This is a genomic window from Streptomyces sp. NPDC090108, from assembly GCF_044747185.1.
GTDB lineage: Bacteria > Actinomycetota > Actinomycetes > Streptomycetales > Streptomycetaceae > Streptomyces.
Map to the genome: position 1 here is coordinate 223,377 of NZ_JBIVDQ010000006.1, position 25,009 is coordinate 248,385.

General features: G+C 68.8%; 15 protein-coding genes, 1 tRNA gene and 2 pseudogenes. 10 read left to right on the top strand and 8 right to left on the bottom strand.

Annotated elements, in window-relative coordinates:
- Window positions 1-69 precede the first annotated feature (69 nt).
- A complete protein-coding gene (locus ACIPRD_RS22630) occupies window positions 70-1,566 on the bottom strand; it encodes an MFS transporter (RefSeq protein ID WP_401565790.1) in 1,497 nt (498 codons plus the stop codon).
- 317 nt (window positions 1,567-1,883) lie between these two features.
- Here ACIPRD_RS22630 and ACIPRD_RS22635 point away from each other — a divergent pair, with 317 nt between their 5' ends.
- Window positions 1,884-2,876: a helix-turn-helix transcriptional regulator gene (locus ACIPRD_RS22635; RefSeq protein WP_401565434.1), complete on the top strand. Its 993-nt coding sequence runs from the start codon at window positions 1,884-1,886 to the stop codon at window positions 2,874-2,876.
- Window positions 2,877-3,070: 194 nt separating this feature from the next.
- On the opposite strand, the gene ACIPRD_RS22640 is transcribed toward ACIPRD_RS22635, so the two are convergent.
- Together ACIPRD_RS22640 and ACIPRD_RS22645 are read right to left on the bottom strand one after the other, a co-directional pair.
- Window positions 3,071-3,766, bottom strand: a complete 696-nt coding sequence (locus ACIPRD_RS22640; protein WP_401565792.1) for a TetR/AcrR family transcriptional regulator — start codon at window positions 3,764-3,766, stop codon at window positions 3,071-3,073.
- Between the two features lie 728 nt (window positions 3,767-4,494).
- Window positions 4,495-5,499, bottom strand: a complete 1,005-nt coding sequence (locus ACIPRD_RS22645; RefSeq protein ID WP_401565436.1) for an RNA polymerase sigma factor RpoD/SigA — start codon at window positions 5,497-5,499, stop codon at window positions 4,495-4,497.
- Between the two features lie 230 nt (window positions 5,500-5,729).
- On the opposite strand from ACIPRD_RS22645, the gene ACIPRD_RS22650 reads away from it, so the two are divergent.
- A complete protein-coding gene (locus ACIPRD_RS22650) occupies window positions 5,730-6,248 on the top strand; it encodes a GNAT family N-acetyltransferase (protein ID WP_401565438.1) in 519 nt (172 codons plus the stop codon).
- 34 nt (window positions 6,249-6,282) lie between these two features.
- Here the strand turns inward: ACIPRD_RS22650 and ACIPRD_RS22655 are convergent, their stop codons facing one another.
- Window positions 6,283-7,092: a class III extradiol ring-cleavage dioxygenase gene (locus tag ACIPRD_RS22655; RefSeq protein WP_356406429.1), complete on the bottom strand. Its 810-nt coding sequence runs from the start codon at window positions 7,090-7,092 to the stop codon at window positions 6,283-6,285.
- A gap of 193 nt (window positions 7,093-7,285) precedes the next feature.
- On the opposite strand from ACIPRD_RS22655, the gene ACIPRD_RS22660 reads away from it, so the two are divergent.
- A complete protein-coding gene (locus ACIPRD_RS22660; protein ID WP_356406432.1) occupies window positions 7,286-7,795 on the top strand; it encodes a MarR family transcriptional regulator in 510 nt (169 codons plus the stop codon).
- Window positions 7,796-7,825: 30 nt separating this feature from the next.
- Here ACIPRD_RS22660 and ACIPRD_RS22665 read toward each other — a convergent pair whose 3' ends face one another.
- Window positions 7,826-9,373 carry an MFS transporter gene (locus tag ACIPRD_RS22665; protein ID WP_356406435.1) on the bottom strand — a complete coding sequence of 516 codons (1,548 nt, stop codon included), beginning with the start codon at window positions 9,371-9,373 and terminating at the stop codon, window positions 7,826-7,828.
- A gap of 362 nt (window positions 9,374-9,735) precedes the next feature.
- Window positions 9,736-10,377, bottom strand: coding sequence for a TetR/AcrR family transcriptional regulator (locus ACIPRD_RS22670; RefSeq protein ID WP_401565442.1), 642 nt, complete (start codon window positions 10,375-10,377; stop codon window positions 9,736-9,738).
- 388 nt (window positions 10,378-10,765) lie between these two features.
- Here ACIPRD_RS22670 and ACIPRD_RS22675 point away from each other — a divergent pair, with 388 nt between their 5' ends.
- Both ACIPRD_RS22675 and ACIPRD_RS22680 read left to right on the top strand, forming a co-directional pair.
- Entirely contained in the window at window positions 10,766-12,043 is a 1,278-nt protein-coding gene (locus ACIPRD_RS22675; protein WP_401565445.1) for a M6 family metalloprotease domain-containing protein, read from the top strand.
- 239 nt (window positions 12,044-12,282) lie between these two features.
- Window positions 12,283-12,355: transfer RNA gene (locus ACIPRD_RS22680), tRNA-Arg, on the top strand.
- Window positions 12,356-12,402: 47 nt separating this feature from the next.
- Here ACIPRD_RS22680 and xerC read toward each other — a convergent pair.
- Window positions 12,403-14,077 (bottom strand): annotated as a pseudogene (xerC, locus tag ACIPRD_RS22685) (tyrosine recombinase XerC).
- Here xerC and ACIPRD_RS22690 point away from each other — a divergent pair.
- Both ACIPRD_RS22690 and ACIPRD_RS22695 read left to right on the top strand, forming a co-directional pair.
- Window positions 14,070-14,381: pseudogene (locus tag ACIPRD_RS22690) on the top strand (hypothetical protein); the annotation flags it as partial. The pseudogenes xerC and ACIPRD_RS22690 sit on opposite strands and share 8 nt — an antisense overlap.
- Window positions 14,378-14,917: a GNAT family N-acetyltransferase gene (locus ACIPRD_RS22695; protein WP_401565448.1), complete on the top strand. Its 540-nt coding sequence runs from the start codon at window positions 14,378-14,380 to the stop codon at window positions 14,915-14,917. The pseudogene ACIPRD_RS22690 and the gene ACIPRD_RS22695, both read left to right, overlap by 4 nt.
- 100 nt (window positions 14,918-15,017) lie before the next feature.
- Here the strand turns inward: ACIPRD_RS22695 and ACIPRD_RS22700 are convergent, their stop codons facing one another.
- Window positions 15,018-16,220, bottom strand: coding sequence for a DNA cytosine methyltransferase (locus tag ACIPRD_RS22700; RefSeq protein WP_401565450.1), 1,203 nt, complete (start codon window positions 16,218-16,220; stop codon window positions 15,018-15,020).
- Window positions 16,221-16,447: 227 nt separating this feature from the next.
- On the opposite strand from ACIPRD_RS22700, the gene ACIPRD_RS22705 reads away from it, so the two are divergent.
- From ACIPRD_RS22705 to ACIPRD_RS22715, 3 genes are read left to right on the top strand one after another with little or no spacing between them, the layout of a single operon-like run.
- On the top strand, window positions 16,448-18,520 hold the full coding sequence (locus ACIPRD_RS22705) for a hypothetical protein (RefSeq protein WP_401565453.1): 2,073 nt from the start codon (window positions 16,448-16,450) through the stop codon (window positions 18,518-18,520).
- Complete coding sequence (locus ACIPRD_RS22710) at window positions 18,521-19,501, top strand: hypothetical protein (protein WP_401565455.1); 981 nt, start codon at window positions 18,521-18,523, stop codon at window positions 19,499-19,501.
- A gap of 23 nt (window positions 19,502-19,524) precedes the next feature.
- On the top strand, window positions 19,525-24,972 hold the full coding sequence (locus ACIPRD_RS22715; protein ID WP_401565457.1) for a DEAD/DEAH box helicase: 5,448 nt from the start codon (window positions 19,525-19,527) through the stop codon (window positions 24,970-24,972).
- Window positions 24,973-25,009: the final 37 nt, after the last annotated feature.

Below are 25,009 nucleotides of genomic sequence, written 5' to 3' on the forward strand. Positions count from 1 at the left end.
GGGGTTCAGGAACTTGGTTCAGGAACTCCGTGGTCCCGGGTCCGCGGGCCGAAGAGGTCCCGCGGCGGCTCAGTGGACGAGTTCGCCCGCGCCCCGGGCCGTCGACCCCTTCCCGCCGGCCGGACCCTCCGCGCCGCCGACCGCGCCGTCCGCACCGCCCTCGCCGCTCTCGTCCGCCGCGCCCTCGATGTGCTGCGCCGGGCGCGCCGGCAGCGCGAACATCAGCAGGAAGATCACGCCCATGATGCCCGCCACCCACCACAGCGCGTGCTGGAAGGCGTGCGCGAAGGCCGGACCGACCTGCGTACGGGTCAGCCGGTCGTCGATCACCCCGAAGAACACGACCGACACCAGGCCGAGGCCCAGCGCGTTGCCCATCTGCTGCACGGTGTTGATCAGGCCGGACGCGGATCCGGCGTGCTCGCGCGGCACCTCGGACAGGACCGCGTCGGTCAGCGGGGCGACGATCAGGCCCATGCCCGCGCCCATCACGGCCAGCGGCAGCATCATCTGCCAGGAGGAGATGGCGAGGCCGTAGCGGTGGGCCTCCCCGATGTAGACGAGCACGCCCGCGCCCATCACCAGCGCGCCCGCCTGGAGCACCTTGCGCCCGAAGCGCGGCACCAGCTTCTGCACGGACAGGCCCGCGGCCGTGGACACGGCGAGCGAGAACGGCACACCGGTCAGACCGGCGCGCAGCGGACGCCAGCCGAGGCCGATCTGCATGTAGAGCGTCCACACCAGGAAGAAGATGCCGAGCGCGACACCGAACACGGTCTGTACGGCGATGCCCGCGGCGAAGCTCTTCACCCGGAACAGGGACAGCTCGATCAGCGGGGAGCCGTCGCGGGCGGCCTTGCGGCGCTCGTACGCCACCAGCGCCGCGAAGACGGCGACCGCGCCCGCCATCGAGAGGTACCCCCACAGCGGCCAGCCCAGCTCGTGGCCACGGGTGAGCGGGTAGAGCAGCATGAGCAGGCCCAGCGTCACCAGGGCGACGCCGACGAGGTCCAGCCTGAGCGCCTTCGGGGCGCGGGACTCGGTGATGTACCGGCGGCCGAGGAGGAGGGCCACGATGCCGACGGGCAGGTTGATCAGGAAGATCGGACGCCACTCCAGGCCGAACAGGTTCCACTCCGTCAGCAGCGCGCCGAGCAGCGGGCCGGAGACCGCGCCGAGCCCGACGATCGCGCCGAACAGGCCGAACACCTTGCCGCGTTCATGGGCCGGGAAGGTGGCGTGCACGATCGACAGGACCTGCGGGACCATCATCGCCGCCATGCCGCCCTGGAGGATCCGGGAGGCGACCAGCATCTCGGGGTTCGCGGCGAATCCGCACAGGGCGGAGGCGGCGGTGAAGCCGGCGATGCCCAGGAGGAACAGCCGCTTGCGGCCGTGGATGTCACCGAGCCTGCCGCCGGTGATCAGGCCCGCGGCGAAGGCGAGGGCGTACCCCGCGGTGATCCACTGGATCTGGCTGAAGGAGGCACCGGCGTTCTGCCGGATGGAGGGGATCGCGATGTTCACGATCGTCACGTCGACGAGGTCCATGAAGGCCGCGGTCATCACGATCGCGAGCGCGAACCAGCGGCGCCGGTCCCCCGGCGTCCCGGCCCGGCCCTCCGCCTGAGCCGCCGCTTCCGCCGCTTCCGCCGCTTCCGCCGCCGGAGCGGGGACCACCTGCGGTCCGGGGTCCTGCGCCGGGGCAGGGTCCTGCGCGCTCTGGGCCGGGATCCGCGCCGCTGTCCCGGCCCCGGCCGCGGCCGCCCGCTCCCCGGCCCGTTCCGGCCGGGCGCCGTGGTTCTCTTCCGTGGATGTCATGCCGGCAGGCTAGGACCCCATTAGGACAGATCGTGTCCTAGTCGTACGGCATGCTCGGAGACATGACGACGGACACCCCGGGTCGCATCCTTCAGCTCCTCTCCCTCCTCCAGACCCCGCGCGAATGGCCCGGCGGCGAGCTCGCCGAGCGGCTCGGGGTGTCCCGGCGCACCGTGCGGCGGGACATCGACCGGCTGCGCGAGCTCGGCTATCCGGTGCAGGCCACGAAGGGCTCCGACGGCGGATACCGGCTGGTCGCGGGCAAGGCGCTGCCCCCGCTGGTGCTCGACGACGAGGAGGCCGTGGCGATCGCGGTCGGCCTGCGCGCAGGCGCCGGCCACGCGGTCGCGGGCGTCGACGAGGCGTCCGTACGAGCGCTGGCGAAGCTGGAGCAGGTGCTTCCGGCGCGGCTGCGGCACCGGGTCTCCACCCTCCAGAACGCGACGACGCCGCTCGCGTTCGGGGACGGCGCGCGCATCGCGCCCGAGACGCTGACCGTCATGGCCGCGACGGTCGCGGGCCGGGAACGGCTGCGGTTCGCCTACCGGGACAGGGACGGCGGCGAGTCGCGCCGGCTCACCGAGCCGTACCGGCTGGTGTCCACCGGACAGCGCTGGTACCTCGTGGCGTACGACCTCGGACGCGAGGACTGGCGCACGTTCCGGGTGGACCGGGTGAGCGAACCGTCCGCCACCGGGGCGCGCTTCTCGCCGCGGGAACTGCCGGAGGGGAGCGCGGCGGAGTACCTGCGGCGCTCGATCCGGGGCCGCCAGCCGGCCTACGCGTACGCCGTGCGTTTCGCCGCCCCGCCGGAGGACGTCGCCTCGCGGGTTCCCTGGTGGGCCGGGACACCCGAGGGGGACGGGGAGGGCGGATGCGTCCTGCGGGGGGAGAGCACGGGCCCGGTGGAGGCGCTGGCGATACGGCTCGCGGCGGTGGGGTACGACTTCGCCGTCCTGTCGCCGGACGAACTGAGCTCCTGCGTACGGGACCTGGGCGCGCGGATGAGCAGGGCCGGGGCGGCGGGGGCGGCGGGGGCCGGGTCCTCCGCGTAGCCCGGGCGGCAGGAGCGAGGTCGAGCCGTCCGCGTGGCCGGGGCAGCGGGAGCGGCGGGGGCCGGGCAGCCCGCGTAGCCGGGGCGCGCACCGGCGCCCGGGCTACGCGCGGACCGCTCCAGGGGGCAGGGGCCGCCCGGCACCCGGGCCGGTTTCCCGGGCCGGTGGCCCGGCGGGCCCCTCGCGTCGGCGCCTCAGGCCGAGCCGCCCCAGGCGAAGTCGCCCAGCGCGGCGAGGCTGCGCAGCGTGAGGCCCGCCGGGCCACCGGGGCCGGTGTGCGGGGAGGCGGTGGTGGACCAGGACTCGACCGCCACGCGTACGGCCGCGCAGGCGACCGCGGCGGCGAAGCGGAGGTGCGGGGTGATGACGAGGGGCACGGTCACGGCAACGTTGTCCGGGGAAGCGGCGGACACCGCCGGAGACGCCGGGTCCGCCGGAGACGCCGGGTCCGCCGAGGACGCCGGGTCCGCCGCCGTACCGTTCGCCGCGGCGGCGAGACGCGCGGCGAGGATCGGGGCGAGTTCCTCCTCCGCCGCCTGGCACACCTCCGCCCACACCTTGCGGAGCGCGGGGCTCGTGTCGGCGAGGTGGATCAGGGTGCGGGCCCATTCCCAGGACGAGGCGGAGACGCCGGCGCCCGGGGAGAGGGTCTGGTCGACCGCGTGCCGGAGGGCTTCGGGAATGGTGAGGGAGGCCGGGGCCTGGCGGACCGCCTCGATCCAGAGCCGGGCGCCCGCCGCGTAGAGAGGGGCCACCGCCTCTTCCTTGGAGGCGAAGTAGCGGTAGAACGTCCGCGGGGCGATGCCCGCCGCCTGGGCGATGTCCTCGGCCCGGGTGTTCCGCAGGCCCTGGCGCACGAAGAGCGTGGCCGCGGCGCGGGCGATGTCCATGCGGGTCTCGGCCTTGCGGCGTTCGGTGAGGGAGGCCGACGGGGCGGCCGGAAAAAGCTGCTGATGGACGGTGGTGCCGGTGGTGCCGGTGGTGCGGGGGGTGCTCACGTCGGCAGGTTATGCCCATGTGGCAGAATCTGCCATTCGGCGGCCGACCCCGTGGTTCAGGTACGGGGTGGGCCGCCATTTCAGCATGTCCACGGGCGTTCCGGGCAGCCGGGGGGGGGCCTTTCGAGGCCGCCCGCACCGACGACACGCACCCCTCGCACGAAAAAACCGGGCCCCGGCGCCTGGGGGGGGTAGGCGCCGGGGCCCGGCGGGGAAGGTCCCGGCGCCGGGGGGGTTGTGCGTCGGGACATGGCTCATGGGTGGTGCGTCCGGCCGCTCCGGTCCGGTGGGGACGGATCGGGTCGGGCCGGGGCCGGTCGTGGCCGGGTCGCCCCGGGCCGGATCCGCTCGGGCCGGTCGGCCCCGTCCGGATCGGGTCGGGCGGCCCGACCGCTCGGGTCAGGCGGGTCGGACCAGGTCAGGTCGCACCTGGTCGTCCTCATGGCATCGTCCAAGTGGCGCTGGGTGGGAGTGCGGCCCCCGGACATCGGTCACGGGGCGTGGATCCCGGCTTCGATTACCGGGCCCGGAAGGGTTGTTCCCCCGGACCAGCGGGTTGAAGCGACGGTACCGCGCCACATTTGCGCCGTCTTCCGCCACCGGGCGTACGCCCCGTGCCGTCACGCCGCCGCGTCGAAACCGGTGTCGCGCGCCAGCTTCTTCAGTTCGAGCAGCGCGTGCTTCTCGATCTGCCGGATCCGCTCACGGGTCAGTCCGTGCTCCTTGCCGACCTCGGTGAGCGTGCGCTCCCGGCCGTCGTCGATGCCGTACCGCATCTTGATGATCGAGGCCGTGCGCTCGTCCAGGCGGCCGATCAGGTCGTCCAGTTCCTCGCTGCGCAGCAGGCTGAGGACGGACTGCTCGGGGGAGACCGCGGAGGTGTCCTCCAGCAGGTCGCCGAACTGCGTCTCGCCCTCGTCGTCGACCGGCATGTTCAGCGAGACCGGGTCGCGGGACCAGTCGAGGACGTCGGTCACGCGCTCGGGGGTCGAGCCCAGCTCGGCGGCGATCTCCGCGGGCTCCGCCTCGCGCCCGTGCTCGCGGTTGAACTCGCGCTGCACGCGGCGGATGCGGCCCAGCTCCTCCACCAGGTGGACGGGGAGCCGGATGGTGCGGGACTGGTCGGCTATGGAACGGGTGATGGCCTGACGGATCCACCAGGTGGCGTACGTCGAGAACTTGAAGCCCTTGCGGTAGTCGAACTTCTCGACGGCGCGCACCAGGCCGGCGTTGCCCTCCTGGATCAGGTCGAGGAGGGGCAGGCCGGCGCGCGGGTAGCGCCGGGCGACCGCCACGACCAGGCGGAGGTTGGAGCGGATGAAGACGTCCTTGGCCCGCTCGGCGTCGTCGATCAGCGCTTCCAGTTCCTTGCGGGTCGCCGCGGCGCCGGTCTCCTCGTGCCCGTCCAGGACCTGCCGCGCGAACACACCCGCCTCGATGATCTGGGACAGCTCGACCTCTTTGGCCGCGTCGAGAAGCGGCGTACGCGCGATCTCGTCGAGGTACATGCCGACCAGATCACGGTCCGCTATCTCGCCGCCGTGAGCGCGAGCGCGAACACTGCTTGCCGAGTCGGCCGTCTCGCCACTGGCGGACTTACGACGGGCGACGGCACGGGTTGCCATGCGTGCTCCCTTGCGTTGGAGGTCCCCCCTGCTCGAACGGAAGTGCGAGCCTGGAGGAGGGCTGGCGGGTGGTCCTGGCGAACGCTCGGCACTCCGGGACCGTCTTCCGGACTCTCCTTGAGTGCCCTGCATCTGTGGGAAACAACGACTGGAATCAGGACAGAATTCCCGGCCGGCCCCTCAATTTTTCCGATCATGCAGTACCCTGTTCCGCCACGCAGGGAGGAACGATGGCTTCCGGACGTACAGAGGTGCAGGTCAGGCCGGGGACCGAGGATGATCTCGGCGCCCTCACGGCTCTCTACAACCACTACGTACGTGAGACGGCCATCACGTTCGACACGGTGGCCTTCACGCCGGAAGAGCGCCGCCCCTGGCTGCTCTCCCACCCGGAAGACGGCCCGTACCGCCTGATGGTTGCCACGACCCCGGATTCCCGGGAAATCCTGGGATACACCACATCCAGCCCCTACCGCCCGAAGCCCGCCTACACCACGTCCGTGGAGACGTCGGTGTACGTCGCCCCGCAGGCCGGCCGCGGCGGCATCGGCACCCTGCTCTACGGCGCCCTCTTCGAGGCCCTGGCGGGCGAGGACGTACACCGCGCCTACGCGGGGATCGCCCAGCCGAACGCCGCCTCCGCCCGGCTGCACGAACGCTTCGGCTTCCGGCACGTCGGCACGCACCGCGAGGTGGGCCGCAAGTTCGGCCGCTACTGGGACGTGGCCTGGTACGAGAAGGCCCTGTGACCCGGCGGCCCGGCGGCCCCGCGGCGCGCCGGACTCAGCCGAACTGCACCGACCGCTTCGCCAGCCCCATCCAGAACCCGTCGATCACCGACTTCTGGGCGTCCGCCCGCCCGTCCGCCTCCGCCGCGCCCATGGTGACGAAGAGCGGGGCGAAGTGCTCGGTGCGCGGATGGGCGTACCGGCCGGCCGGGGCCTTGTTCGTGAAGTCCAGCAGGGCGTCCCAGTCCCGGGCCTCCAGGGCGCTCCGGCCCCAGTCGTCGAACTCGGCGGACCAGGACGGCACGCCGCCCGCGTGCCGCAGGGCGGCCAGGTTGTGGGTGAAGAACCCGGAGCCGACGATCAGCACGCCCTCGTCGCGCAGTGGAGCGAGCCTGCGGCCGGTCTCCATCAGGCGCACCGGGTCGAGGGTGGGCAGGGAGACCTGGAGCACGGGGATGTCCGCCTCCGGGAACATCTCGACCAGGGGGACGTAGGCGCCGTGGTCGAGGCCGCGGTCGGGCATGTCCTGGACGGGGGTGCCGGGGGCGCGCAGCAGCTTGCGGACGGACTCGGCGAGCTCCGGCGCGCCGGGGGCGTCGTAGCGCACCCGGTAGTAGTGCTCGGGGAAGCCCCAGAAGTCGTGGACCAGCGGGACGGTCTCGGTCGCGCCGAGGGCGAGAGGGGCCTCCTCCCAGTGCGCGGAGACGACGAGGATCGCCCTGGGCCGGGGCAGGCCGGCGGACCAGGCGGCGAGCTGGCCCGGCCAGACGGGGTCGTCGGCGAGCGGCGGGGCGCCGTGGCTGAGGTAGAGGGCGGGCATGCGCTCGCGTCCTGCGGCGGACGGCTGCGGTGTGGCGGCGGACATGACGGCGGCTCCCTGTGGTCTCGGCCCGCGTGAGCGCTTCCGGCCCGCGCGGGCGGTCCGTTCCCGGCCGGCGCCGGGGCGATGCGGGCGGTTCCCGTCGCCCCGGAGCCTGATGCTTGAACTCTCAAGTTCTCTGTCGAGCGTACGCCCGACTTGTTCAAGTTTCAAGGAGGTGGCTCGTACAGTGGGAGCCATGAACTCGGCAACGGACTCCGCCGCACGGCACCGCTGGCTCACCGACGGGGAACAGCGCGTCTGGCGCGCCTATCTGCACGCCACCACGCTGCTGGAGGACCACCTCGACCGCCAGCTCCAGCGGGACGCGGGGATGCCGCACATCTACTACGGCCTCCTCGTCACCCTCGCCGAGGCGCCGGGCCGCAGGCTGCGGATGACCGAGCTCGCGAGGACGGCGAAGATCACCCGCTCCCGGCTGTCGCACGCGATCGCGCGGCTGGAGAAGAACGGCTGGGTGCGCCGGGAGGACTGCCCCTCGGACAAGCGCGGCCAGTTCGCGGTGCTCACCGAGGCGGGCGCCGAGGTGCTCCGCGAGACCGCTCCGGGCCATGTGGACGCCGTACGGCAGGCGCTGTTCGAGCGGCTGACCCCGGAACAGCAGAAGGCCCTCGGCGAGATCATGGAGATCGTCGCCGAGGGCCTTCAGCCCGATGAAGCGGGTGCGGACCTGCCCTGGCTCCGCTAGTTCACGCCCTGCGGTTCACGTACCCGCCGGTCAGTGGGCGACCACCGGCACCGGCACCTCGTCCTCCACGCCGTCGCCGCTGCCGGAGGCGACCGGGGTGGAACCCGGACGGCCGGCGTTGACGAAGGTGAAGGCGATCAGCGAGGCGAGCGCCAGGATGCCCACGGCGAACCAGATCGCCGAGGTGTAGCCGTGCACCATGCCCTGCAGCTGGACCAGCTGCGCCTGCGGCTTGGAGGTCGCGGTGGCGATGTGGTCCTTGACGTACGACGTCGTCGCGGACGCGGCGATCGTGTTCAGCAGGGCGGTGCCGATCGCGCCGCCCACCTGCTGCGAGGTGTTGACCATCGCGGAGGCGACACCGGCGTCCCGGGGCTGGACGCCCTGGGTGGCGAGCGCCATGGCCGGCATGAACGCCGTACCCATGCCGAGGCCGAGCAGCACCATCGCGGGCAGCAGCGTGGCGGCGTACGACGAGCCGACCTCCAGCTGGGTCAGCAGCAGCATGCCGATGCCGGCGGCCAGGAAGCCCGGGCCCATGAGCAGACGCGCGCGGACGCGGGTCATCAGACGGGCGCCGATCTGGGTGGAGCCGGTGATCATGCCGGCCACCATCGGCAGGAACGCGAAGCCGGTCTTGACCGGGGTGTAGCCCTTCACGATCTGGAGGTAGTAGGTCAGGAAGAGGAACAGACCGAACATGCCGATGATCGCGAGGCCCAGCGAGAGGTAGATACCGCCGCGGTTGCGGTCGGTCACCACGCGCAGCGGCAGCAGCGGGGCCTTGACCTTGGACTCGACCAGCACGAAGGCGATCAGCAGCACCGCGGACGCGACGAACATCGAGATGGTGACCGCGTCGCTCCAGCCGTCGGACTCGGCGCGGGTGAAGCCGTAGACCAGGGAGACCAGGCCGAGCGCGGAGAGGATCACGCCGGGGATGTCGAGCGGGGCGCGGTTGCGGGCACCCTCGGGCTCACGGATGACGAAGTAGGCGCCGGCGCAGGCGATGATCGCGAACGGGATGTTCACGAAGAACGTCCAGCGCCAGTCCAGGTACTCGGTCAGGAAGCCGCCGAGGAGCAGGCCGACGGCGCTGCCGCCACCGGCGATGGCGCCGTAGATGCCGAACGCCTTGGCGCGCTCCTTGGCGTCGGTGAACATGACGGCGAGCAGGGAGAGCGCGGCCGGGGCGAGCAGGGCGCCGAAGACGCCCTGGAGGGCACGCGCGCCGAACATCATCGTGCCGGAGGTGGCGGCGCCACCGAGCACGGAGGCGGCGGCGAAGCCGATCAGGCCGGTCACGAAGGCGCGCTTGCGGCCCCACAGGTCGGCGATGCGGCCGCCGAACAGCAGCAGACCGCCGAAGGCGAGGGCGTAGGCGGTGACGACCCACTGCCGGTTGCCGTCGGATATGCCGAGGTCACGCTGGGCGGACGGCAGGGCGATGTTCACGATGGTCGCGTCGAGGACGACCATCAGCTGGGCGAGCGCGATGAAGATCAGCGCTTTCCAGCGGTTGGCGTCGCCACCGCTCGGTGCGGTGGCTCCGGGAGCCTTGGTTGCTGCTTCGGACATGGGGGTACCCACTTCGGGACTTCGTTGTGAAAGGGCGGAAGACGGCGTGCGCGGGCGTGCGGGCTCGTGCGTACCGGTGGTGCTGGGTGGTGCCGTGGTGCTGCGTGGCGCTTCGCGCTTCGTGCTTGCTTCGCGCTTTGTGCTTCGCGCTGTGTCGGTGCGCGGCACCGTGGTGCTGTGTGTTCAGGGGCGTACGCGCGCTGACGTGCGCGTACGTGCGTGCCGGTGCGGGCGCGCACGTGGGTCACGTGGGCGTGCGCGGGCGCGCGGGGAGGACCGGCCGTCCTCGTCGACGGCCGGAAGTTTGTGGGTGATCGCTGAAGGAGAGGACCGGGATCCGGGATTCCGGCGTTGATCGTCGGTCAGGGCTGGCGCAGATCCTCCATGGTCACGGCGGTGCCCGGCAGGACGCTGCGGGCCGGGGCCCGCAGGCCGTCCAGGAACAGCTGCAGATGGCGGTGCACGAACCGGTCGACGCTGGGACACGCCGCGCCGGCCGGGGGCCGGCTCAGCTGGGCCACGGCGACCAGCAGGTCACCGACACCGACGTCCGGACGGAGCTGCCCGGCCGCCTTGGCGCGGTCCATGACCCCCTCGACCAGCCGCTCGACCCGCTGCCCCGCCGCTTCCAGGTCGGGGTGGTGCTGGTCGAAGGTGCTGGAGATGACCGGACACAGCGCGCTGATGCGTTCGTCGGCCGCGGTGTGCACGAAGTGCTCCAGGGCGGTGAACGCGTCACCGGTCTCCGCGAGCGCCCCCTCGGCCGCCTCGTAGGTGCGGTCCATCACGGAACAGACGACCTCGCGGACGAGGGCGTCGCGATCCGGGAAGTTCCGGTACAGCGTGGCGTTGCCGACACCGGCGCGGCGGGCGATCTCGTCGAGCGGCACGTCGGGGCCGTACTCGACGAACATCTCCCGCGCGGCGGTGACGATCCGCTCCCGATTGCGCAGCGCGTCGGCACGGGGCCGGTGCGCCTTGCGAACGGGGGTTGCGGTCTGCACGGCGTACTCCAAGTCGGACGAGGGTGGATCGTTCAGGGTCGTTCACGGCCCCTGGGGGCCGTCGGCTTCTGGTGTCCTCCGTGATCCGGGGAGAAGTTCCCCGTTTCGCGCGGACAGTGTTCCAAACGGGGAAAGGGTCCCCACTTATTTCCCGCCCCCGGACCGTTTTCATGTGACCTGCGTCACACTCGCCGCGCGCCGGGAGAGCACCGCTCCCCCACCCCGCATCACCCCGCGCGATTCACCCTACTGGACACGATTCACACCTTCTCGCACCGAAATAGCACGATCGGTCTCTCCCAGCGCGCGCCCTCCGCCACCGCGACACAGGGTGAGCGCAAGGGTGCAGTCGGAGACCAGCGGCTGCCGTGGAGCGAGAGGTTCGTTCATGCAGCCTCAGTCACCCCGCCGCCGCATACGCCCGCGCCGCGTGGCCACCCTCGCCTCGGTGATCACGCTGACCTTCGCGGTCAGCACCTCGGCGGGGACCGGACATCTGGCGGCGCCCACCACCGCCGGGCCCGTGGGCCTGGCCCGCTCCTCCGCCCTGCTGCCCTGCCTGATCCACGGTGCCGCCGACGTACAGATGACGGAAGGCCTTCCGACCCCGGCCGGCTACTCCCACTCCACCGGCACCGTCCGCGCCCTGACCCTGATGGTCGACTTCTCCGACGCGCCCGGCGAGGGCAGCGCCATGGACCGCTTCCACGAGTTCTTCCCGCAGACCCAGGACTGGTTCCGCACGGCGTCGTACGGCCGCCTCGACTACCGCCCCGAGACGCCCATCACCTCCTGGCTGCGGATGCCCAAGTCGTTCGAGGACTACGGCATAGAACGCGGCGCCCCCTTCGACCCCGGGTACCGGGACCTGGTCCAGGACATCGTGGCCACCGCCGATCCCGACGTGGACTTCCGCTCGTACGACCTGCTGAACGTGCTGGTCACCCCGAACGCCGGGCCCTCCGCCCTGGACACCGTGCTCTCCGTGACCTTCGCCGGCAACGGCGAGGCCCCGGTCGCCGACGGGGTCCCCGTCTCCAACGCGTCCTTCGTGTACTCCCGCCAGGACGACGGCTCCGGCACCTACTCGCACACCGGCTACCGGGTCCTGCCGCACGAGAACGGCCACACCTTCGGGCTGCCCGACCTCTACACCCAGGACGGCGGGGGCACGGTCGGCCACTGGGACATCATGAGCGAGGACTGGGGCGCCGACAACGACCTGCTCGGCTGGCACAAGTGGAAGCTGGGCTGGCTGGACGCGACCCAGGTCGGCTGCGTGTCGGCGACGGGCAGCTCCGAGTACACGCTGACGCCGCTGTCCGAGAAGGGCGGCGGCAAGCTGGTGATCGTCCCGATCGACCCGCGCACCGCCTACGCGCTCGAACTGCGCGTCCACGGCGGCAACGACGACGCGGTCTGCAAGCCGGGCATCCTCATCTACAAGGTCGACTCCACCGTGGACACCGGGCGCGGCCCGATCACCGTGTACGACGCCCACCGGGACAGCGGCGGCTGCACCCACAGCCCCAACGTCCAGGCGGAACTCTCCGACGCCCCGTTCGCCCCCGGCGAGACCTTCAAGGACCCCCGCCACGGCATCACCGTCCACGTGGCGAGCGCCGACCTCGACGGCAACTACAAGGTCCGCGTCACCCGCACCTGACACCTGGGGGTGTCTCCCCGGTCTTCGCGGATCAGGCCGCGGCGTCCGGTGCGGCGCCTCGGCGTGCGGTCGGATCGCCCTCGTACTGGGCGTACGTGGGTGATCCGGCCGTGCGGCGAGGTGTCGTGCCGGGCGTCGTGGACCCGCGAAGACCGGGGAGACACCCCCAGCTCCGCCGGGCCATTACCTCCTCACGCCCCGACGCCCTGATCCGGTACCCTGTCCAGCGAGTGCAGCACGCCTTCGTAGCTCAGGGGATAGAGCACCGCTCTCCTAAAGCGGGTGTCGCAGGTTCGAATCCTGCCGGGGGCACAACGCCTTACCGCTCTGACCTGGGACTTCTCCCCCAGGGAGGGGTTCTATTCGGCCTCGGACTCCTCGTCCGGGGCCGTTTGCGTGAGCGGACGGGGAGTTGATCTCCGAAATTCCTCCCAACGGATCAGCACCGTCCGGCACGGGTTCCGGGCCGGGACGGTCCACGTCGTCGGGCTGGGCATCCGCTGAGGGAGCGATGTTTTCGGACGCGGCGCGGGCGCGCGGCACGAGACGAGCCGCGGCCTCGGCGATCGCCAGATCCGCCTCGGGGAGCAGGCTCGTGTACGTGTCGGCCGTGATGGTGATCGAGGAGTGGCCGAGCATCTCCTGGATGTCTTTCAGGTCGGCCCCGGCCGCGTGGGCGAGGGTCGCGGCACCGTGACGGAGGTCGTGGAGCCGGACCGGCGGGAGGCCGATCTCCTCGTACAGCTCGACGAACCGCCGGGTCACGTTGGCGGGGTGGAGCAGTTCACCGTTCTCCTTGGTGAAGACTCGGCCGGTCTCCGCCCAGGCGCTGCCCCACTGCTTGCGGTCCTGGTCCTGCCGCGCCCGGTGTCGTCGCAGCGCCTGGACCGTCGCGGAGTCGAGCGCGATGGTGCGTGCGCCGGCGTCGGTCTTCGGGTCGTCCTCGTACACCTCCCAGCCGTCGACGACGAGTTGCTTGGCCACGGTGATGAGGCCGGCGTCCAGGTTGGTGTCGGTCCACTTCTGTCCGCATGCCTCGCCCCGGCGCAGTCCGCGGAACGCGATCAGGTGGAACAGGGCGTACAGGCGGTCCTCGGCGACGTGGTCGAGGAAGAGGCCGGTGTGCTCCGGCGTCCAGACCATCACCGACGACGGCTTCTCGCCGGTGCGCTTCCAATGGAGGAGGCGCTCCTCGGTCCATACGAGTGCCTTGGGCCGCCTGCCCGCGTCCAGCTCGACGTGGGCCGCCGGGTTGAAGGTGATGAGCTGCTGAGCGATCGCCGCGTTCAGCGCGGCGCGCAGCGTGGAGCGAACCCGCTGGCGCGTTGCCGGACCGGCGATACGGCGGTAGGGCTCCATGCCCGCGATGGCCGTCTTCAGCGCCTTGCGGCGGGTGCGGTGTTCACGCCCCTTCCAGGGGATCCGGGCGAGGTCCTCGATCGCCTTGCGGCGGGCTGCGTTGCCCTCCGCGACCTCGACGTTGGCCTCGGCGATGGCCTCGAACATCGCCGACAGGTGAGTGACTCGGAGACGGTCCAGCCGCACGTGCCCGATCCCCGGTTTGAGATGCACGCGGATGTTGCTCTCGTCGCGGCTTATGGCGCTCTGCCGCCCCTTCTTGCCGGCGAGCCACATGCCCAGCCATTCACCGACGGTGAGCCGGTTCGTCAGGTCCAGACCGTGGCTGAGGCGCCTGCGGGTCGCGTCGATGTCGGGCAGCGGGGCCTTCTCGTCGGCGGCTTTCTCCAGCAGCTCGGCGATCTGGGCCAGGGCCTCGACGTCGTCGGCACCGGCGAGACCGATGAGCGCGCGGACGTGGTCGAGGTCGGTCTGGGCGGCCTTGAGGGAGTCGTAGCCGGCCCGGCTGAAGGAGCGGCGGGTGCCGTCGGGACGGGGCGGGAGCTCCTGGCGTATGGAGTAGGAGCCGTGCTTGCGGTTGGTGAGCTGGGGGCACTTCTTGCCGAGCGGCTTGCCGGTCTCGGCATCGCGGCAGTAGCAGCGGCGGTGGGTGGAGCCCTTGTACGACGCGCACATGGCCCTCGGTGACTACTCGACGGCCGAGTACCACGCCCACCGCTGCCTGTCCGCCCTCCGGCCCCACATGGTCCGGTCCCGAGCCATCACCACGACCCGGCTCGCACACGCCCAGCTCGCTCAGGGCGCCCCCGACGCCGCCACGGCCACCGCGATGAAGGTCCCCGCCGAAGCCGCCACCCAGCACGCCCGGGTCACGCGCATGCTGCAGGAGTTCGGGGCCGCACTGCGCGCCACCGCGCCGAGCAGCCCCACCGTGCAGACCTGGACCGACCACACCGCCACCTGGAGGATGGCCGCATGACCACGGCGCCCGCTATCGAACTGCGCACCTTCACCACCCTCGACACCGCCCGCGGCGACCTCCTCGACGTGTACGCCGACGTACGCGCCCCGCTCCTCCACCTGCCGAACTACGCGGTCACGGCGTTCGGCGAGCGCCTGGACCGGCACGGCACCGAGCAGGGGTTCACGGCCGTCCTCGCCTACGCAGACGGGCATCCTGTCGGCTACGCCTACGGCAACACCATCGAGCACGGCGACCGCTACTGGCAGCGCACCAGCCCGACGTCGGCGGAGAAGTACACCGATCGTCCGGCCGTGGCCCTGAAGGAGATCGGCGTCCGACCGACCTGGCGGAAGACCGGCACCGCCCGCCGCATCCACGACGCCCTCCTCGCCACGCGCCGCGAGCCGTACGTCACGCTCATGGTCAACCCGGCCGCCGGCGACGGAAAAGTCCACGCGCTCTACAAGTCGTGGGGATACGAGGACATCGGACAGAGCCAGCCGTCACCTGCCTCGCCGGTTCTCACCGTGATGATCCGCGCCATCCGCTGACTTGCACCCTCCACAGCACGCCGTCTGGGCGTGAGCGGCACAGGCTCCCTTCGATGGAGGCTTGCCCAGACACAGACTGCGCAGAAAGCAGAAGGGCAGGTCACCCCCTCGTCGCCAACCGTCGGGGTGACGGTCCAACCCCCTCGCCTGGATGAGCCTCCTTGGCGCCCACCTGCGGTTGGTACGCCTCAGGTATTGGAACGGGCGCGACGGCGCGGGGGACCCTCAGTTGACGCACGGGCAACAAAGAAGGCGTTCCCCTCAAGAGTCGGGCCCTGGCTGAAGCCTCGCCCAGTTCAAGGTCTCCGACGATTGTCCGCCCCAACACTTCTGCGAGGAGCGGGGGGGTCGCGTTGCCCACCATCCGTCGGCCAGCGCGGAACGGGTGGTCGATGCGCCATTCGTCAGGGAAGGTCTGCAAGCGCATCTGCTCCCGCACGGACAGAGGCCGATTGTCCCAGTGGAACGGCCCGGTGCTCGGTCCGGGGGACGCAGGCAAGGTCCATGACGGCCGGTCCTTGGCCAACTTCAGCAGAAACGACCAGTATCGGGTCCGCCAGCCGAAGAGTTCCTCCCCGTCACCACGGGCCGTGAGATGAAGGTAGTTGCCCCCTTCGGGGATGGAGGGCAACAACGCCGCCCATTGGCCTGTTGCAGGAGGCTTCTCGTTCTCTTCGAGATCCCAGAGCACATCCCAGGCCCGCATCGGGTTGTGCGCATGCGTGGCCTCCGGTAGATGGACCTCCGCACCGTCCCGGTAGGCGATGCCGATGGCCCGGCGCCGGTGCTGTGGTACCCCGAAGTCGGCCGCGTCGACGACCTGGGCCACCAGCTGGTAGGAAGTGCCATGCCGGTCATTGACACCCGCGAGTCCCTCCTCGATGACCTCGGAGGCGTTGTCTCTGCCTCGCAGGAATCCCTCGACATTCTCGATGAGCAATGCCTTCGGAAGGAAACTCTCTACCAAGTCGAGCATCCCGTGCACACATTTGGCCCGGTCGTCTTGCATGCCACTACGGGCTGTCGAAGCCCACTGTGCGGCCTTGGAGAAGGGCTGACACGGTGGTCCACCCGCGATGAGTTCGAGTTCGCCAGGCTTCATGCCCAGCGAACGGGGAACGAGCTGCTGGGCAGCCGTGTTGACGTCTCCATCGCCAGGCAGGGCCCATCCCGGCCGATTGGCCGCGAGTACGGATCTGGCCTCGGCGTCGAGCTCGACGCAAGCGACGGTCTCCAGCCCCGCCCGCTCCAGACCTACGTCAAGACCACCCGCTCCGGTGAAGAGAGAAAGCACCTTCCCCATAGGCCGGGTTCGGGCTGACGATCGTGCGGCGGTCAACGGAGGCACTCCCCGAAGTTAGTCTACTCAGAGTCTTGACATAGGGAGCTCACCGGAGAAAACCTCGATTGTCAAGGCCGTCCAGCAGCTACAGGGACGCCTGCGGCAGATAGTATCAAACGCACGTTCGAAAAGCGATCAATGTCCCACCGATGGGCTAACTTCTTCCTACGCAATTGAGGGGGTTGCCCATGGACTATGACGGTTGGAACAGAACGCTCGCGGAACACTTCTTCGCCATCCGCGAGGCGGCAACCCCTGTGTATCTGTCAGTGGATGATGCCCTGTTGGCTGACCTGCTGACCAGGCGGACCAAGATCGTCGCAACTCTCCCGGCTGCCACTGACGACTTCCGGGTCGCTATCAGGAGCGTAGTCTTCGGCCGCGACCCCTTCGGCGGCATCGCCTCCCGCGCTCGCCAGTGGCGACGGAACGGGGCCACCGGCACTCCGCCGTTCATCGCCGTGCTCGCGGCGACCGTACTCCCCGCCTCCCGGCCGAACCGCTCCGAGGGCAACGTGGCCGGGAGGTTCTCCTACTACCGCCCGCTCCGCGAGCTGCTCGGCCTGCACGAAGGCTCCGGCATACCGGACGGCTACGACGTGATCGTCCCCACCTTGTGGGGTCACCTGAAGTGGTGGCTGACCGAGCATGAACAGGGCCGCCGCGGCCTGCCCTCCGCTATTCCCCATCCGACCCAGGTCAACATCGGCTGGTCACTGTCCCAAGCCGTTCTGGTCGGATCGGACCGCGTGCAAGTCGGACTGTTCCTGTCAGCGATCGGGGCGCAGCCGGGAGATTCGGTCCCCGAAGCGGAACTCCTCGCCCGGTTCCAGGAGTGGGTACGGCTCAATCGGCCCAGCCCGCGAATCCAGCGTGCTCTGGCATCGCCGGAGTTGCGACCGATCTTGGCGAGCGTCCTACAGCAGGAACTCGCCCACTACGACGGGCTCCCGAGAAACTCCGCTGGCTTGCCGTATGTGCCCTTGTCTCTCACGACCGATGCTGGCGGTTTCCCCTACGGCATCGCAGCCCGCATCCCCTCCCACCTCCGTCTCGAATCGCTCAGTCTGAACGGCGACATCGTCAGGGTTCCCTCGGGCGCGGAATGGCTACCTCTCACGCCTCCGGACCAGAAGCTCACTCCGGGATCGGCGCTCGAACTGGCCGCCGAAACCGCCACGCTTATGCTCCCCGCTCGCGACCTCTACGTCCTCCAGGCCAACGACCTGGTCGGGAAGTGGACGTCCGTCAGTGCAGCGGAAATCGGAGTGCCGCATCGGGTATTGGTGAGGACTGCCTTCGCAGCGCAGGCCGAGGCGGTGATGCTTGCCTGTGGGTCAGACGCCGTACGCCAGCCCCGCAGAGTTCAGGTGCCGCCCGGCTGGACGTTGTTCAGCGGCTACACACCGACCCAAACCGCGACGGTCCAAGGCGTCGTCGGCCCTCTGGCCCCACTGCACCAGCAGTTGGCCCGCCTGTCCGGCGGCCTCCGCATCGATGGCGGCAAACAGACCTACCTCCTCGGGTACGCACCCGACCTTGTTCTGCCAGCGACTCCCGATGACCATCCGCGCACCGTCACCATCGACGGGGTGCCCTTGCCACCGGTTTCCCCAGTCTCGACGGACACGATCACGATCCGGCTAGCGGATCGAGTGCACTCAGCCGGCGAGCACTACATCGAGGTCGGGAATCGCAAGCTCTCCTTCACCCTGGTCGAGCGCTACCGGGAGAGCGCTGCCCTGCCACTACTAGCGCTCCCTCCGAGGAGCGACAAACTGGCCACCATCCCCAGCAGGGTCCCAAACTCGGCAAGCCCGTTGGCGCCCGCCCCCTGGCTGCCGCCCGGTCATTTGTCCGGCTCGTTCTTCGGAAGCTATCAGCGCGACCCGCTTCCTTCGACAAGCCTCCTGCGCCTCGGCGGCTCGATCTACGCCCTGGGCAAGAATCGCCTCGCTGCCCAGCTCGTTCCCGAAGCACCAGCCTGGATTGCCACCATGGACCACGTGCCTCACGCGATCGACATCGAACCGCTGCTTGTTGCTCTGCCTTTCCAAGCTCTATGGCTGCTTCGGGTGACCAGTTCCCAGAACGCCAGGGCCTGGCGAGCCCCGATCGTCCAAACCGGCCCGTATGGCGCGCCTTCAGGGAGCTGGACACTTCTCAGCCAAGCCGACTGGCGCAGGCTGGCCTCGGGAAACGTCACCACCACCGCAGTGGCTTGTGCACAAGACTGGACCGACTACACGGCAGGAAAGTAAATGGTGCACGACGAGCTCCTCCTGTGGTGCTCCGAACGCGGCGCCGGGAGCCTCGACGCCTTCCGCGAAACGTACACATGGCTGAGGAAGGGCAGGCAGGAAAGTTCCATGCTGGACTGGCGCATCGCGCTGTACAACCTGCAGGTTCTGGGCCATGTCGAAGTGGACTGGGAAGCCCGGATCTGGAGTGTGACGCCACCGGTCCTCACCACCTTGCCCAATTCCGGAGGGCACGCGCTCCTAGTGGGACAAAGGCCGCTCTGGCTCATACAGCGGCTGGAACGGCTGCACGAAGCCCCTGACCCTGGCATTGCCGCCCTCGCGCAGTCCGTGGTACCACTTCCGCCACATCGACAGGCCGACGGCCCGTCGGTGCGGATGGTGACGCTAGCGGATCCTGAGGATTGCCGCACTCTCTGCGAGGCGCTCGGCATCGCCTTCGAGGACCGTGCCGCAGATCAACTCGTTCTGCGTCTTCCCCGCTTCCAAGAAATGCTTACCGAGCGTGGCGTACAGCGGGGGCCTGGCGGCATCGAGCCTCAGAAGATGTCCGAGGGGGGAAGTGACATCTGGACAGATGTCGAAGGCCACGGCGAACCACCCCTCCACGGCGCCTACCGGTATCAGCGCTACAACACCCACCGCTACATCTACTGGATCGAAATGAGCGGCTTCATCGCCGACAAGCGCACGGTGATGTACGCGGAACTCGCGCGCGCAGAACGCTGGGTGCTGCGGTACAGCCCGCTGCGACAGGAACTTTACGCCCCGAAACGCATGCAACTACCGCATCTCCACGCCCGCGCCGCCGTGCTGCGCAGCGGGCTGCTGCCGCAACTAACCGCGCTCGACTCGCAGACAGTGCCAGACCGGGAGTCGATCACTGAGCACAAGAGCTACGTCAAATACCTGAACATCGACGGGGCATTCGCCAACAAATTGGCCGAATCCCTATACCAGAAACTTCAACTCGTCCCCTAAGTCTGGCCCCCGTGAGGATCTTGATGTCTGGCATCTCCCCGTCGGCCGTCCACGGCCAACTTTCCGAGTACTTCCAGCGGTACTACGACACCGCCTACTCCCTTCGCGACTCTTCGGTGGGCAAGGAGCTCAGAGAGCTACTCCGCACTCCCGGGGTCCTCTTCCAGGAGCCGTATCTGGAGCTTTTGCCTCAATATGTGCAGTCAGCCCAGACGCTGGAAGAGCTAACGGCGGAAATAGGGCTTCCGGAGTTCGCCGGACTTCTAGGAGCCGGCCTGCTCCGGGGAATCCCCAGGCTCTACACCCACCAGGCGGAGGCACTGAGGGAAAATAACCACGGACGGGACATCGTGGTGACGTCCGGAACCGGTTCCGGAAAGACCGAAGCCTTCCTCGTCCCGGTGCTAGCCAGACTGACCAATGAATCCCGTCAGTGGGCACCGGCGGAGCCCCGGGGTGCCGAGCAGCCCTGGTGGCGCACGTCACAGCACTGGCAGGCTCAGCGCCACGGAAGCGGTCGCCCCTCGGCCATGCGCGCCATGTTCCTCTATCCAATGAACGCGCTGGTGGAGGACCAGCTGATCAGGTTGCGACGCAGCCTGGACGCACCCGACGTTCGCGACTGGTTCGACAGGCACCGTGACGGCAACCGCTTCCACTTCGGACGCTACACCGGCCGCACCCCGGTTGCCGGCCCGCTGGAGCTAGCTTCCAAGCCGAACTCCTCCAAAATGAAGGAATTGCGCAGGACTCTGGCCTCGATGGAGGACCGAAGCCGCCAGCTGGAGCAGCGCATCGCGGACGGCCTTGTGGAGGACGAGGAAGCCCGCTACTTCCTCCAGCGCCCCTTCGGGGCCGAGATGCGTTCTCGCTGGGACATGCAGGTCGCTCCGCCGGACATCCTCATCACCAACTACAGCATGCTCAACATCATGCTCATGCGCCGAGACGAGGATCCCGTCTTCGATCGGACCCGTGACTGGCTGAAGAGTTCCAAGGACCACGTCTTCAGCCTGGTCGTGGACGAACTCCACATGTACAGGGGCACTCAGGGCACTGAGGTCGCCTACCTCCTACGCAAGCTTATCGACCGGCTCGGGCTGTCCACCGACTCCGACCAACTGTCCGTGATCGCTACCTCCGCCTCCATGGATCCGGAAAACCCGGTGGACCGGAAGTTTCTGAGTGACTTCTTCGGACGGTCAGCCGACCGCTTCTCCGTGCTGGCCGGTGAACGCGTCCGGACCAAGGGCAGGACCGATCTCATGCCCTGGGCAGACACCGTTGGCCAAGGAACGGGTGCCCTGCCGCCACTTCCTGACCGGCACGCGGCGCTCCAGGCCGCGTTCAGAGCGAGCGACGAGGACGACTCTCCCCGAGCGAAGCCGCTGACCGACGTGTCCGCCAAGCTCTTCCCTGGCCTCGCACCCGACAAGGCGCTGGACGCCACCGACGCACTCATCTCGCGCCTCGACGGGGAGGCGGATGCCGGCTCGCGATTCCGGCTCCACCTGTTCTTCCGGAACGTCACCGGCATGTGGGCGTGCGCAGATCGCAACTGCTCGGAGGTCCAACCACACACCGCGGAGTCACCGGCGGAACGCCTGGTCGGAAAGCTCTACAGCCGGCCCAGGTATGCCTGTGAATGCGGCGCTCGCGTCCTGGAATTGCTGTACTGCGACACGTGCGGAGAAGTCTTCCTCGGCGGATTCAATTCTCCGACCATCGGCCCTGATCCCACCAGGCGCTACCTGGTCTCCACCGCAACTGATCTCGAATCCCTCCCGGACAAAGCGCGCTTCGATCGCACCGCCGATGTATACAGCATCTTTCTACCCACTGCGGGAGAACGCTCCGATCTCGACATATCGCCGCACAAACACAAGGGTGGCCGACCGGGGGCGAGGAATCGGACAGAGTATACGTTCACCTTTGTTCCGGCCGTGCTGGATCCCGTGAGCGGCAAGGTTGGCAGCTACCCGGACGAGGAGAACAACGGATACCTGCTGGTGGCACAGAGCCAACCGCAGAACCACCTCGGTAAAGTCCGCGCCTTCCCCACGGTCTGCCCCTGCTGCGGGGAAGACAAGGAGATCTTCAAGAACGTTCGCCAGTTCGAGGACCCGTCCCGCTCCAGGTCCCCCATCCGCACCATGGGTACAGGTTTTGAGAAGTCCAACCAGGTCCTGACCGACGCCCTCAAAAGGCAGCTGCAGACGAAGATCGTCGTCTTCTCGGACAGCCGACAGGACGCCGCCCGCATCTCGGCGGGCCTGGAGCGATCGCACTATCAGGACTTGGTCAGGCAGCTCGTGATCGCCGCCCTCGACCATCCGAAGGATCTCGTGGCCCTAGCAGCAGAGTCATTCAAGGGGAACCAGGCAGGCCAGGCCGCGCTAGCCCAGCTCGCTGCGACTGGTTCACCCGAACTGGTCGCAGCAGTGGTCGCCTTGGCCCATGACAGCCTCACCCCCGACCACGAACGCGTGCTAGCGGACTACCGAGCCCAGCAGAAGGGCCCGACACTTGTCGAACTCGGCAACGGAGTCAGCACGCAAGCAGTCACATACGGCGTGCATCCGGGTGGACCCTCGTTTTCACTGAGCGCAAGCACCGAGTCACGGAGCTGGACCAATCTCTACGATTGGAACAGTGGCGTCCCAGTCCAACGGCCCGATGCTTCCCTCACCAACGATCTGCGCGTCCTGAGTTCCGAAATCCACCGGACAGTGCAGGCACAGGTCCAGCAGGCGGTCTTTGCGGGAGGCGGCCGCGACCTGGAGTCGCTCGGCATCGGCCATGCCGCTCAGGACATCACCTTCAAGAGCCTGTTGCTGACTGACGAGGTCTTCCACCAGGTGTGCCTGTCCACCCTGAGGCTGCTGGGTGTGCGCCGCCAGTTCCAGGAGCAGCGGCCTGAGCCGCCGGCGAATCTGCACACGGCAGCGAGGAAATACATCAAGGCCGTCGCACAACGTCACGATGTATTCCCGGACGCACTGGTCCAAGAGGTGAAGAATGCACTGGGGCTGAGCGACACGGAGCCCCGGATCGAAGGGCAGAAGATCAGGATCGTCCTGGCCGGCGGGACAGAATGGCGCTGTGAACGCTGTACCAGAAGGCACCTCCAAGGCTCCGCAGGCGTCTGCGCCTTCTGCCTCAGTTCACATCTCGTTGCCCAACCCCTCGACCCGGATTCCGTCACCCTGGACGACTATTACACCTTCCTGGCCCGCGAGGCCGGGATCCCCTTCAGACTCCACTGCGAAGAGCTGACGGGCCAGACCGACAACGACGACGCGCAGGCCCGGCAAGCCCTCTTCCAGTCGGTCTTTCTGAGCGGGAAGGACATCGAGTTGGTCGATGAGGTCGACCTACTCAGTGTCACCACCACGATGGAGGCTGGCGTCGACATCGGCGCGCTCCGCGCGGTGGTAATGGCGAACATGCCACCACAGCGCTTCAACTACCAGCAGCGCGTGGGCCGGGCCGGCCGTCGACTCGATCACCTGTCCATCGCCCTGACCCTATGCCGTGGCACCAGGACCCATGACGACCACTACTTCCAGCACCCCTATCGCATCACCGGCGACCCCTCGCCGAGCCCATATGTGGATCTCGATCGCCTGGAGATCCTGCTCCGTTGCTACGCAGCAAGCCTGCTGACTCTCGCCTTTCGGTCGGTCGAGGGAACATCCGACTGGGATCCGGGACGTAATGTCCACGGGCCCTTCGGGACCGTCAGCGGATGGCCACAGGTACGGGATGACGTCCGCGCCTGGCTGGACGGGAACGATATCGCTAAGAGACACGCGGGCCAGGTTCTCCTACAAGGGGCGTCTCCTGGCGCGCCTTCGGTGGATACTCTGGTGTCTTGGGCCACTTCCCGCCTCTACTCCGAGATCGAGGAGGTGGTGACGAACGCACCGGACGCGGGTCCGCTCAGCCAGTCGCTCGCTGAGCACGGAGTGCTCCCCATGTTCGGATTCCCCACCAGGGTCCGCAACCTGCACCATCAGAGGCCGCACGGACCGGAACTCACCGACGTCATCGACCGGGACATCGACATCGCCATCTCGGAATGGGCGCCCGGCGGTGAAGTGGTCAAGGACAAGGCGTTGCACACAGCAGTCGGCCTCGTGACGTACGAGCCCGCGGGCGGGCAGTGGCTGCCCGGCAAGGCTCCGGACAGCGATCGTCTCATGGTGGGCATCTGCGCCAAGTGCCTCTCCGTCAATCTCCGCGAATCCGAGCATTCGTGTCCTGTGTGTGGGGCCACCGCAGGAGAAGCCGGCGACTACCGGATGCTCCCGTCGTGTCAGCCTCTCGGATTTCGTACCAGCTACAAGGCTCAGGATTACGACGGCACCTTCGAATTCACACCACGCGCGTTCTCCGCGCGCCTCACCCTCGACACGACATCAGCGCTCGTCCCACGCTGCACTAAGGCCGCTGAATTCAGGAGTGGCCAGGGACGCATCGTGGTGGTCAACGCGGGAACCGGTGAGGGATACCAGTTCGGCAAGGTCAAGGGACACGACGGTCTGCTGGACACGAAACTCCTGGCCGATGCCGACCGCGCGAGAGATCTGGGCCTGCCCACCCAGCCTTCAGTCAGCAATGAGGAGAGGCTGGCACTGGCCTCGGCGAAACTGACCGACGTTCTCTTGGTCGGCCTCCGCGAGCAACCCGCCGATCTGGCTCTCGACCCTAGACGCATGGCCGCAAGGGCTGCTTGGCTCTCACTCGGTACGGTTTTCAAACTCGCTGCCGTCAGGCTCCTGGACATCGACGGAAGAGAGCTCTCGGCGGGTCTGTACCCCGTCCGGGGGGAAGAGGAGGGCAGTGTCCAGGCACAAGTCTTCCTCTCGGACACCTTGGAGAACGGTGCCGGATATTCGACCTGGCTGGGGAAGCGCCCTGCCGAATTCCTGCTCGCCGCACGTGAGGTCGCGGCCGATCTCACCCGCCACCGCTCAGGCAGCTTGGTGGCCGCGCCGTGCGACTCGTCCTGCTACGACTGCCTGCGGGACTACAGCAACAGCGCCTACCACCCGCTGCTCGATTGGCGCCTTGCCACACAGATGGTCGAACTGCTCGATGGGGAGAACCCGGACTTCGCCGCTGAGGAGGTCTATGCGTTCGAGCGCGTCGAGCAGTTCGCCAGAAGCTTCTCGCACTGGAAGGCCGATTCCTCCCACGGCCTGCCAGTCCTGAAAGACATCCAGCACGATGATCTCGCAGTCCTCATCACTCATCCTCTTGAGTCCTGGACCGGTCCCGCCCGCTCGAAGCGTGTGGCCCGAGCTCTGGCCTCACTGGAGGCAGAGGGCTTCGAAGTATTCGAGTCGTTCGAGAACCCGGTCCTGGACAGCGAACCGCCACAGCGCGCGGTCGTCGCGGTCGATACGTTCGAGCTGCTTCGGCGGCCCGGTTGGATCGAGTCGAGACTGCAGAGCCTCTTCGACTGACCGGTCGGGCAGCGGGCAGGGCCTTTCTGTGCCCCTG